Consider the following 12,490-nt stretch of genomic DNA (forward strand, 5'->3'; position numbering starts at 1 on the left):
TCATGTCTAGGAAGAGCGAAGCGTGACGCTTGCGCGATAGCGAGGAACGAGCGTCAGAATCTGGGCAGATGCTTCGCGTCACTCCGTTTCACTGCGTTTTGCTCAGCATGACAGATTCTACCTTAGACTGCAACTTGGTATAAGTTGACTTGTCAGGGTAACGCCTGTAATAGTCTCTCGGCAAAAAATAACAGATCAGTATTACCTGTGTGCTACTGATCTTAAACTGAGTGTGACACTCCTAATCCCCCAAGGCGATTATAAGAGTAGTAGATGTACCCCAGAGAGTTGCATGAGAGAGTGGCTCTCTTTTTTATTTGGGGATTGATACCAAATCCGCCTTTATTACCCCCTTTTGCCACGGCGATTGAAATCGCTGCTACACAAACAAAGTCCGCCTGCGCGGACTGGGTTATAACGGGGATAGCTAACCCGGATTTGTTATGATACCAAGTTGCGTTATAACGTGTCATGGGGGTTTCACTATTATCTTTTCGGTTGCACCAAAGATGTGACTAAACCCGCCCTAATTCAGGTAGAGCAAGGTTTAGGGAGAGGATGTCACCGATAGGCGCGACGGGGTAAAACCCGCGCTGATGCAATTGTCGGGGAACTTCCCCAATCAGCCATAACGTGCTATGAATAGGGGATATCTCATCTCAAGCCGCGATCGCACGATGTCTACCCCTAGTCACCCCCTCCCAAAACCGGAATTTCGTCGCGAACATCGCTTAGGACTCGTCGTTTATGGTGGTGTTTCTCTCGCCATTTATATGAATGGTATCTGCCGCGAATTCTATAATGCTGTACGGGGTCGAGGTATCTATAAGCTGATTAAAGCCCTAACTGATTCGGATATTGTTGTGGATATCCTCTCCGGAACCTCAGCCGGCGGTATTAATGGCGTGTTGCTGAGTTACGCCCTTGCCAATAGCACCAAAGACGCGGTTGTTGACTTTAAAGAATTTGGGCAAATTTGGCGTGAGAGTGGGAATATCCGCGAATTAATGCATCACCCCTCAACCCAGGAAACCCAACGGGAGTCGGTTTTGGATGGTGCGGGGTATTATCAAACAGCCCTAGCGGAAGCGTTTGAAAAAGGCATTTATAATCGCACGGATGCGCCAGAGGGGGAGTGGGTATCTGAGTTTAATGAACTCGATTTATTCGTCACCGGAACCGATATGCTGGGACGCATTTACCAGGTATTTGACGATACCGGTCAAGTCATTGAAGTCAAAAATCACCGCCAGATTTTTCGCCTCAAGCATCGTCAAGGACGCCACGAACCCTTTAATCCGAATAGTGACCCAGCAGATTTAACTCGAACTCCGGAACAAACCTATCAATCCCTGGCAAAACTCTGTCGAATTACCTCATGCTTTCCGGTGGCTTTTCCATCGGTTACTGTGGGATTAAAGGAAGATACAAATGATGTCGATCAGCGACTGATCCAATGGGGACAATTGGAGAATCGTGACTTACCCGAACAACGACCAAAAGAGGGTTATCAACTCCATTTTATTGATGGTGGAGTGTTGGATAATCGCCCGTTTAGTTATACGATTAAAGATATCTATTTTCGCACTGCTAACCGTCCCGTCGATCGCAAGCTGATTTATATCGACCCCAATCCCGATCGCTTCTTGGGGAATCCCAAATTTAATGCCATGGCGAAGCCTAGCACCTGGGAAGTGCTTCAGGATGCGTTAGTCGGACTCCCTACTTATGAAAGCATTAGCAACGATTTGGAGTTAATCCAAGCCCAAAACGATAAAATCTACCGCTATAATAGCTTACTCGCCAGTGTAGAAACAAAAGACCCAGCCCAACCGGGTACAGCTAACGAAATTACCGTTAATGAAGAGATTTACCTCCGCAGTCGCCTGATTGGTTTGCGCGATCGCATCCTCCCCCTGATTTTACGCATGGATCGAGAGCAAACCACGGCTTCAGGGAAGGATAAAAAAGTCATTTTAGATAAAACAGGACAACAGCTAATTGCGGGTATCACTAGCCCGACAGACCGTCAAGGTAAAGACATAATTCTTCAACAAGCCAGTCAGCAAATTCGTAATCTTGATATAGACTATGCCTTGAGGAAGCATTTCTATATTATTGATAAGCTCTTTAAACATCTCGATGAAACAACCGATATCGTTGAATATAATAAGCAGCGATTACTCGTCAGTCGGTTAAATAGACAACTTAAACTGCTAGAAGTTATTCGCTTTACCTTAGATACATTACTCAGTCATCCTCAAGTTAGTGAATCCTTCTACAGTTTACTAGAGAAAAGTTTAGAAAATTCGGATTCGGAAATTCAACAACAGTGGCGTAAGCAAGTCTATGATCGCCTCTTGCGTTTACACCGCTTCTTCTGGGATGCAGATGGTTTAGATGACCTCTCCCCATCCAACTTAGAGCAAAATCGCCTAGAGTTCGTTCCCGCCAACTTTTTTAAGACATTACCCACCGCTGCAGAACAGTTAGGATTAGAATTAGACCAGCTTCAGGAAAAACCGAGGGACTGGTTACCGCAAAAACAGATTTCCAGTATTATTGAACAATTCCAGCAAAAAATTCGCCAACTCGATAATGACCCATCACTCCTTAATCGTATTTGGTCGAGTCAAAAATATCAGGATAGCGAGCTGGACAACTGTAGTGAACTCTTCTGCTCCATTCTCTATCAAATTGATCAGGCATCAGAAACATTAATTAAAAATAGTAACCTCATTCATTGTGACGATATTCTCAATCGTTATCAAAATTTCTGTCACTTAGATCGGGTACTTTATCCCTTTGAATATTTAACCAATCTTTCCGAAAAAGATATCATTGAGACAATTCGCTTTAGTCCAGATGATGCTCAGCTAGGTTTAGGTAAGGGGAAAACCTTAGATGATAAATTAGCGGGGGATACCTTTCGAGCTTTTGGCGGATTTTTTAAAAAATCCTGGCGTTCCAATGATATGTTGTGGGGGCGATTGGATGGACTCAATCGCATTGTTGAAGCCTTAGTTACCCGTGAATCGGTGCAAAATTTTTCACGTTTTTTGGCGCGACAAAGCCACAAAGAAGGATGTACAGAAGATGAATACATCGAACAACTCATTCAAGACTGTTTCCCCGATTGCACAGTCAACACTCGCCAGAAACTCAAATCCCATCTTCGCCTATTAGCTGAGCCAAACCTGTCTGATGCAGCGATGCATATTATTTTAGACGATCTGGTGTTAGAAGGTCATCGATCAATCTTAATGACTGACTTAGAAACCGTGATTGAAGATGAAATCAGCGAACAATTAACCTGGAATCGCCAGCGGGTTAAACCGACTGATCCGGATGATGTGGAACGATTGCTGACTCAACTCGGTGATGAACCACCAAGCTATCAACCCGTTCCCGGTTATTTTGAGAAAACGGTGAATACTTTAGCAGCGGGAAAATTAGCCAAAGATGCTATTGGTAGGTTTTCGCCTCAAGCCAAAGAAGACTTTTTTCGCAATCAATACCGGATTGGTAAAGAAACTATTTTAAAAGATATTCCCGGAATTGTGCTGGCAAATCTTGCGACTCGTGCGGCTTTAATCCTGCGAGATATTATGATTACTACTCTAGGAAAGCGACGTGCGAATAAACTTCAAGGGCTTTTAAGCTATCAATTTGTAAATAAATCATTACAACTCGTCTATTGGTGGTTACAATTGAGAAGTCCAGCCGCGTTTCAAAGTCGCAATTTTATCGGAAAGCGACCGCTAATATTAATTTTACAGGTAATATTCCTACTTGTTGCGACTATTAGTGTGGTGATTACTGTCTCCAATTCGCCTATACCCACCGCTATCGCTCTCATTGCTATATTATTGTTTTGGTTACTAGGGTATGTTTTGAAAAAGTCTTAGTCATTCGTCATTCGTCAAGTATAGCAGTAGACACATCGATTAGGACTTTCCGAACTGTTGTAGAGACGTTGCATGCAACGTCTCTACCATAAGATGTGTCCTAACCTCTATGGCGATTGCTATAAATGGGAACGAGTAATTCAAACTTTTATGTTTATAAGTGCCGATTTTGTAACGCTTTCATTTCCTGTCGCACATCCACAACAATCTGTAACGCTTCATTAAGTAAACGTCCATGTTCCGTAGCTTGATCGCTAACTTGTAAAGCTGTCAATGCCATGAGATTATTATCAAATAGTTCAGAATTGTATTTGATAAATTTGGCATTTTCTCTCAAAATTCGTTCCGTTTTCAAAGCTCGAATAATATCGTCACGGGTTAACCGAAGTGCCTGAATGACTTGTCCTCGATTTTTTAATCTTACACCAGGATTGCCGACGGCTTCAATTTTATCATTAATATCAATGGCTTTAATCACCCGATTAAATCGGTTGACATCTTCAAACAGTCTGACTAAATTGCGACATTTGCGGCTAATGGCAATTTTGCGAATATCGTTTAAGAATAAAGTGATGGCAAGAATGGAAGGGACAGAAATTAATAACTTCAAATGTTCTGGAAAAACCTGTATCAGCACAAACCCAGTTAAACTAATCAGGAGTATAATCAAAAGGGTTTTAGCAATCTCTGCGATAAATTTGGGTAGAGTTGGGGGTTTCAGGAGGGTATGAACGCTTACTCCACTCAAATGTTTGAGTTCTCCTGGGGTAATTTCTAGTCCCTGTAAGTCAGGTCGCATCGTGGGTATGATAGTTTGACGTTAGCGATCCGGGTTCGGCTTAATCAGTGATACGCATAGTTGTATCTTCCTCTGTATTAGCACATAAAGTTGATTTCATCTTTGTAGTGGCGTGGCACACCTAATTTAGTGTATTAGAATTCTATCCAGAAACTGTAGGGGCGCATGGCGTGCGCCCATAAAATCTGCAAATCTAATCCATCATTTTAGCTGGGTCACGCCAGTAGGCTATCGAAACACTAGCAATCGGTGGTTCTTCAATGGTTGATTTTTGGAATATTACTCAGTGCAGAAGCATCAGTTAGTTCTTCCGCCGTTTCCTTTTTGACAACAGCGATTGTTCCGGCTGATTCCATTACGATCGCTTCTACGTCATCTAAAGAAGCAATTCTGTTTTCACGCACGGCGGCTAATAATTGTGTTTGCGTTACCCGTTGCGCTTGCATGGCTTTTCGTAAAAATTGACCTCGAAAGTAAAGCAGTGAGGGACTTGCTGTGATCAAGTTGTCGAATGGCGATGATCGAACAGTTAGCCATGAAACCAGGTATTGTAAGAAAAGTAACGTAAAGAATGCCGTGACACTTTCAGCTAACGATACACCTTTTGCCGTAATTAATCGTCCCAGGGTAGAACCGATGGCAATCGTAATTACAAAGTCAAAGGCATTCAACTGAGCTAACGCACGTTTGCCAGATATCCGCAGCAAGATGAGTAAACTGACATAGGCTAAGGTTCCGACAACAACGATGCGGATTAACGGTTCAATCCCTCCATAAAAGAAAACAACTTTGTCCATAATAGATAGTGATCGTTGATTTAACGTTTTTGGGTTGTGGCATCAGGCTCTAAAGTATTGGAGCAAAAGCTAGACTGTACTATGGGGCCACTTAAAGCTATTGCGTTCAACTAATCCTAAGAGCAACTTACGGCGATGGGTGAGATCATCGAGCGATCGCGCAAATTCCTCATCACTGACAACTGGAATCCCAGCTTGGCGCAATGCTGTCAGATCAGGAGCGGGCGGTAAATTATCGGCAGGATAAATGGAAGCGGATGCTAATGTCCTCAGGTAGCTCTGAACGGTTGCTCGCGCCGACTTGAGTAAAGCAGGAGCCGGACGATATGGCTCTTGTAGCCCATATCTCAAAATAGTCAACGTATCGTCTAGAATCGCCACCGCAGGCGCACTGTCTTCTTTAGGAGTTGCACCATGATAGCGGTGCAATATGGGGTAAGCAAGCTGTTGCTCGGTTAGTGTACCAAGTTGTGATGACATCGACATTAATTGCAAATCTAGTCCGGGAAACCCTTTGCCATCCCAGATGTTCAAAACGAACTCTTCGGCAGAATTCCCTAGTCCAGTAATTTGACTAGCCAACGATTGTTTAGTCGTTACACCTCCAATTACAGATAGTAAAAAGCTAACCACCATCGTGATCAGCAACATACCACTCAGCGTTGTAAAAGAAGTAGCAATCTCCCAGCCGCCACGACTGGGATAGATATCCCCGTTGCCCATCGTTGAAATAGTGAAGGCAACAAAATAGATGCGATCGATTAGAGTGCTTGGCTGTGGTTCTGGTGTACGGGCATAAACCAGGGATCTTGGATCAGCACTAAACATGATTACCCATCCCATCCAAAGCAACCCTACCCAGACAAACACCGTCACCGTTTGGATTAATGGACCGGCTAAACTCAGCCAATAATTGCGTTTGGTGCGAATCAACTTTCTCATCACCCACCAAACCCCATTGGTGATTTGATCGGTTACTGGACCTGCACCTCCATCTACCCATAGGGCTGTCCACAGCGCATCCACGAGCGATAAAAGCACCAAGAGCAGTCCGAGAATAAACAGTATAACGTTCACCGCGCCTTTAATCACCCACTAGCAAGACTTCATCCCTGTGTATTTTTGCCTGAAGCGCAATTTACCGAATCTAGCCAAAGACATAAATCTCAAATGCCAGAGCCTTTGGCATACAGTATTTCCATGAGTCATGTCTCTAAGGGAGCAGCGAGTTCTGCTGAAAACTAAATCGGGTACATAATTGGGCTATTATTCAGTCAGGAATTTTAACTTCTTCCCTGATCAGTTTTCTCGTACCACTTCATTAAAGGAGTCGCACTAATTCCATGTATGATGATAGATAGTACAACAGTTATGGACGTTATCCAAGCAATTCTGGCACCCAATTCTCCCTCTAAACTCTTGCCAAGAGCATAGGAAAGATAGTAGAGGGAGCCGACTCCTCGAACGCCAAACCAACCAAATAACCAGCGGGTTGTGGAGTGAAAGCGTGAGCGAGGTGACTTAGCAAAACCTAAGTTGATAGTGCTAATCCAAGCGCCTAAAGGTCGGATGACAAAAATTAATAACCCGGCGATGAGAAGGGCTTCGCCACCGAATTCGAGAATTGGCTCAATTCGCAGGAGGGAACCTAATAGGAGAATAGTTCCCACTTCCATCAATTTTTCAAGTTGTTCGGTGAATTCCAGTTGAGAAATTCGCCGATTATGATTATGAGAAATCCGCTGTACCATTAACCCAGCAACGAATACCGCTAAAAATCCGTAACCGTTAATGAGTTCTGTCAGCGCATAGGTTATTAAAATAATACTCAGACCAAGGAAGTCCTCCATTAACACATCAATGGGTCGAAATTTTTGGAGCTGATGCTGAATTTTCATAACTCCCTTTCCGACCAAAATACCCATGCCAATTCCAGCCGCGATCGCCCAAATTAAATCAACAAGAATCCATTGCTTTAACCAAACTTGCCAATTGTCGTTTTCTAACCAATAAATCCCAAAATAGACAAAGGGAAAAGCTAACGCATCGTTCAATCCCCCTTCAGAAGTCAGACCAAATCGCAACTCATCTCTATCTCCTATATGTGCCAATTGGACTTCTGACGCCAATACCGGGTCAGTTGGTGCGAGAATTGCCCCCAACAAAACAGCGGCTCCCCAGTTCAGGCTCAACAACCAATGGCTAATTACTGCTATGGCAAAAATTGAAATCGGCATTAGAAAAGCGATGAGCCGAATTGTTGAATTCCAAGCTCTTAGTCTCAGAAGGCGATTCATTTTTAAGCCGCAACTAAACAGAGAGACAATTACAACAAATTCTGTGACGCGCTCCAAAAATTCGGTTCGGAGCTGCAGTTGAATCAGATCAACTCCATGGGGACCGAGAAAAATTCCAACAACTAAGTAAATGAGAGCGTAAGAAAGAGGTAATCGCTTAATCCAGCCTGAACCCATTGTGACCAAAAGGAGGAGTGAGCCAATAAGCAACAAGGCAAGAATGTAGATATCCACAAAAGTAATACCTTATTTAATAAAGGGAAAAGCTTTCTAAGAAGACACGCAGGGGCGGTACTTTAATCCGTCTCAAAGTATCCTTTGAGAATCCCTGATATTCATCCTAGGGAAAGGTTGGCTCACTCACTAACGCAAATCATTCGGACGAACGACTAAAATACCGATCGCGTTCTTGATATTGCCCACATACTGCTGTAAGTCTGAGGAAATCGTCACCGCTCCAGCCGGTGAGGCATGAATCAAACGAATTCCACCATCTGACTGGCGATAAATGAATCCGGTATGGGTAACATCTAATCCAGCAATATTCGTGGCGATGCCGATAATATCTCCAGATTGTAACTGATTATAGCTGTGGTGAACCTGATCTGTGGGAATATATTCTAAGGAGACAGCATTGAGCTGAGCTTCCATCTCTAAAATACAGTGGTAATTTGCCTGATTATTCACGAGTTGGGGATAACGGTGTCGGTGGGTACTCATAAAATTAAGCCGCTTATTTAAGGGGATTCCTCCCAACGCCTGGGTAATATTTGTGACTGTTCCCCGTTTCTGGTTGTCATGAATCCAGGCTGAGAAATAATGCAAACGGCTACAATAGCCATGGAGTTGACCATTTTGGTAACGCTGATCCTGAATATGAGTGACAAAGGTGGGATAGGAATAATCCTGTCGCGCTATAGTTCGTGCGATCGCGAGTACTGTTTCCACAAATAGCACACAGTCAAATTCCTGAAGCGTCACCACCAAGGTTTCTTCTGCTGACTGGTCTAATAAGCCTGCCTTATAGGGTGTCCCCAAAAACTGGTGTGCGATCGCCTGTATAATATCAGCCATGGATTGCTCATGCAGGTGTTGGACAATTGCCCATTCCATGACCTGTTGAAACTGTTCGATCTCATCAGCTGCAGAACTCATTGATTCAGAGACGGTGACATTTTGGGTATCGCTCAATAATGTCTGGGAAGGGGGAAAAACCAAAGCCTCTCTCCTGGTAGGAGAGAAGTTTGCCGAGAGGTTTTCCACATCCCGTGACAAGTAAGAATACTTGATAAGTTCCTCGTCCTCTACTTCCAAAACGTCGCATGCTGCGTCTCTACAGGCTTCCCCGCCTCCAGGAGTATCTTTAGAACGATTTGTCCCTTGACTAACGGGGATAGGATAATACTCCTGAGCTTGAAAGGCAAGATCTGACCTAAAACCGCCAGAAATTACCAATCCCACAAAAGCCCAGCCAAACATTTTTCTCATTATTATTCCTCCTACTTCCCCGGCTTAGAAGGGCGGGTTTAGTCAAGTTATCAGATATCGACGAACATTATGAGTAAAACCCGCCCCTACCCCCTTCCAGACGCGCCATGGCACGTCTGTACATATCTCTCTCCTGCTTTCAGTTTGCCAAAGCGCGATCGCTAGACCATTGATGCAGTAGGAGTTAGAAAAGGATTGGTGATCTCAAACAGCTAACTTGGCTCTGTCAATTGCGCCTCAAGGCTATAAACTTAAGGATGCATCAAGTTTGAGACGATTTTATTTAAGCTGTGCGAAAAATAGTCATTGCCGGTAACTGGAAAATGTACAAGACTCAAAGGGAATCCTCTGAGTTTTTACAAGACTTTATGCCCAAGCTGGAGCAAACACCCCCAGAGCGGGAAGTTGTTCTGTGTGTTCCCTTTACAGACTTGGGAGTCATGTCCAAAAATCTGCACAATAGCCGTGTGCAGCTAGGGGCGCAGAATATCCACTGGGCAGATGAAGGCGCCTTCACCGGTGAAATTTCTGGAGCGATGTTGACCGAACTCGGCTTACGTTATGTCATAGTTGGTCACAGTGAACGGCGTCAGCACTTTGGGGAAACGGACGAAACCGTGAACCAACGCCTCCTCGCCGCCCAGCGTCATGGGTTAATTCCCATCCTTTGTGTCGGTGAAACGAAGCAACAACGGGATAAGGGAGAAACAGAATCTCACATCAGCAAGCAACTCATAGAAGGCTTGGTGGATGTGGATCAGCAGCAACTCGTGATCGCCTATGAACCGATCTGGGCAATTGGTACAGGGGATACCTGTGAAGCCGCAGAAGCCAATCGGATCATGGGTTTGATTCGCTCTCAACTAAAAGTCGCCGATGTGCCTATTCAATACGGGGGTTCGGTCAAGCCGACGAATATTGATCAGATTATGAAGCAATCTGAAATTGATGGGGTACTCGTCGGGGGAGCCAGTCTAGATCCTGGGGGGTTTGCCCGAATTGTCAATTATGAATAGTTCATGGTTCATTGTTGATGGGTAACTTGCTTCTTTTCGGGAAGCGAGTATGACAAAGGACAAATGACGAATGACAAAGGACAACTAACCATCCGCGATCGTTCTTTCTGCTGGGGAGAACGCACCTATCTCATGGGCGTTTTGAATGTGACGCCGGATAGCTTTAGTGATGGGGGGGAGTTTAATACCCCAGAGGCGGCTTTGACACAAGCTCAGCGGCTGGTAGATGCTGGTGTGGATATTCTCGACATTGGCGGACAATCAACGCGACCGGGGGCTGAGGAGGTTTCGGCAGCCGCAGAACTCCAGCGTGTATTACCTGTGATCAAGGCGGTGCGTTCCTCGCTGTCTGTTCCTATCTCCGTGGACACCACCAGAGCCTCTGTCGCGAAAGAATCTGTGGCGGTGGGTGCGGATATGGTCAATGATATTTCCGGTGGTACGTTTGACCCGGATATGTTTCCTGTGGTTGCTCAATTGAGAGTGCCGATCATTTTGATGCATATCCGGGGAACCCCCCAAACGATGCAGAAGCTGACCGATTATCACAATCTCATCGACGAAATCTACCAGTTTCTAGAGGGTCAAATTCGGGCGGCTATCAATGCAGGAATTGTGCGATCGCGCCTAATCATTGATCCGGGTATTGGGTTCGCCAAAACCGCCGAGCAAAATGTACAACTGCTACAGCAACTTTCTGCCTTTCGTTCCCTCGGTGTGCCAATTTTAGTCGGAGTGTCTCGCAAAAGTTTTATCGGTCGCATTCTTAACCAACCTGACCCCAAGCAACGAGTCTGGGGAACGGCGGCGGCTTGCTGTGCGGCTATTGCTTCAGGCTCTGATATTCTCAGGGTTCACGACGTTTGTGAAATGCACGATGTCTGTCGGGTGGCTGATGCTATTTGGCGGTAGTAGACAATGCGGCTACCTTTTTAGTCGTGTCACGCCAGTAGACTATTTGTTTAGTCGGATTGTGAATTTTTGTAAAGAAAGTTAGCGAAACCTTGCACTAATCCCCCTTCAAAACTCATAATTTTAATCTGACGGCGATGTATAGAGCAGCGTTATCCCAGAAAAGATCAACCTGGAGTACGGATAGCCTTATCAATTGCTGTCAAGTCATCAAAAGCCGTATTTGAGTTAGCGAAAAACTACCATTAAACGGTAAAATAAAAATAGTTATTGACCTCTCTACTGGAGTTTGGATGATAAATTGAAAGCCTTTAAATTATGAGGCAAATAAGACCCTTCAATTGCCAGACAAGTTAATCCCCATTGAGTAGTAAAATGAGCAAAAAAGCCTTAGATATTATGAGTCTAAGCTAAGCGGTTGGCGTAGTTCAGCCCCAAGAAAAAAAGCTAACCAAACTGATTGAGGTAGCGTTTTGCCTGTACAATCAGAAATGGCAGACATTAGCGTCGTTTGTTCTCATCTATCTTTATTTGGCAAATTTGTTAAGTTGTTTTAAGGACAGGAGTATCGGTAAATGTTCGGTTTTTTAAATGGCAAGAAATCTAAAGACCAATCGTCAGAGGCTCCGAAAACAAAAAAAAGTAAAGACTACTTTTTGGAGCTAGACGATACGGGGGCGGTCAAATCGGAACCGGAAGCAAAGAAACCGGAACCCGCTAAAGCAACCAAAGCCCCAGAAGCGGAAGCGAAAAAGCCAGCAGCGAAGAAGCCAGCAGCTAAAGCCGCTAAAGCACCAGAAGCCAAACCGCAAAAAGCTGCACCCCAAGCGATACCCGCAGCAGCTAGCAATGGCAAAGCCGAGCCTCAACCAGGACTCACCTTTGCGCCAAACAACTTATTGCCACTCAAAGCTAACAGTGGTCGGCGGCGTCCGGGTCCAAGTATGAGTAGTTTCCTGGAGATGGCGCGTCAGATGCAGTCTCCTCGCTCATAAGCGATTTCATTGGGCGGTGTCGATGTAGAGACGTTACCTGCAACGTCTCTACGTTTGTCTCCGATTAACAGATCTTAGAAAATGTCATACTCGCTATAAAATAGAAGTTGTAGAGACGCGCCATGGCGCGTCTCTACAACCATAAACCGCTCTAACCAAGCGGACTAACAAAATATCACTGTCTGCGGGAGGCGGACGGCTGCCTGTTGATGCTGAGTAAGACCATCACCGGATTTAGTTCCGGACTTTCTCGTTGCTGAAAGTACCCAACGTGGCAT

The 12,490-nt window shown here is 44.7% G+C and carries 9 protein-coding genes; 4 read left to right on the top strand and 5 right to left on the bottom strand.

Annotation, left to right across the window (positions count from 1 at the left end):
* Positions 1–638 precede the first annotated feature (638 nt).
* A complete protein-coding gene (locus tag RLO19_RS01840) occupies positions 639–3,908 on the top strand; it encodes a patatin-like protein (protein ID WP_446353316.1) in 3,270 nt (1,089 codons plus the stop codon).
* A 154-nt stretch (positions 3,909–4,062) separates the two neighbouring features.
* Here RLO19_RS01840 and RLO19_RS01845 read toward each other — a convergent pair whose 3' ends face one another.
* The 5 genes from RLO19_RS01845 to RLO19_RS01865 form a co-directional block, all read right to left on the bottom strand.
* Positions 4,063–4,707 carry a hypothetical protein gene (locus tag RLO19_RS01845; RefSeq protein WP_446353317.1) on the bottom strand — a complete coding sequence of 215 codons (645 nt, stop codon included), beginning with the start codon at positions 4,705–4,707 and terminating at the stop codon, positions 4,063–4,065.
* Positions 4,708–4,964: 257 nt separating this feature from the next.
* Positions 4,965–5,504, bottom strand: a complete 540-nt coding sequence (locus tag RLO19_RS01850; protein WP_446353319.1) for a DUF421 domain-containing protein — start codon at positions 5,502–5,504, stop codon at positions 4,965–4,967.
* Between the two features lie 69 nt (positions 5,505–5,573).
* Entirely contained in the window at positions 5,574–6,581 is a 1,008-nt protein-coding gene (locus RLO19_RS01855) for a potassium channel family protein (protein WP_446353321.1), read from the bottom strand.
* Between the two features lie 206 nt (positions 6,582–6,787).
* On the bottom strand, positions 6,788–8,035 hold the full coding sequence (locus tag RLO19_RS01860) for a cation:proton antiporter (RefSeq protein ID WP_446353323.1): 1,248 nt from the start codon (positions 8,033–8,035) through the stop codon (positions 6,788–6,790).
* 129 nt (positions 8,036–8,164) lie between these two features.
* Positions 8,165–9,289, bottom strand: coding sequence for an N-acetylmuramoyl-L-alanine amidase-like domain-containing protein (locus RLO19_RS01865; protein ID WP_446353325.1), 1,125 nt, complete (start codon positions 9,287–9,289; stop codon positions 8,165–8,167).
* A 290-nt stretch (positions 9,290–9,579) separates the two neighbouring features.
* Here RLO19_RS01865 and tpiA point away from each other — a divergent pair, with 290 nt between their 5' ends.
* The 3 genes from tpiA (at position 9,580) to RLO19_RS01880 (ending at position 12,212) form a co-directional block, all read left to right on the top strand.
* Entirely contained in the window at positions 9,580–10,305 is a 726-nt protein-coding gene (gene tpiA, locus RLO19_RS01870) for a triose-phosphate isomerase (RefSeq protein ID WP_446353327.1), read from the top strand.
* A gap of 63 nt (positions 10,306–10,368) precedes the next feature.
* On the top strand, positions 10,369–11,217 hold the full coding sequence (gene folP / locus RLO19_RS01875; protein WP_446353329.1) for a dihydropteroate synthase: 849 nt from the start codon (positions 10,369–10,371) through the stop codon (positions 11,215–11,217).
* Between the two features lie 575 nt (positions 11,218–11,792).
* Entirely contained in the window at positions 11,793–12,212 is a 420-nt protein-coding gene (locus tag RLO19_RS01880; protein ID WP_446353331.1) for a hypothetical protein, read from the top strand.
* Positions 12,213–12,490: the final 278 nt, after the last annotated feature.

It is taken from the genome of Coleofasciculus sp. G2-EDA-02 (genome assembly GCF_040226375.1).
Classification (GTDB): domain Bacteria; phylum Cyanobacteriota; class Cyanobacteriia; order Cyanobacteriales; family Coleofasciculaceae; genus Coleofasciculus.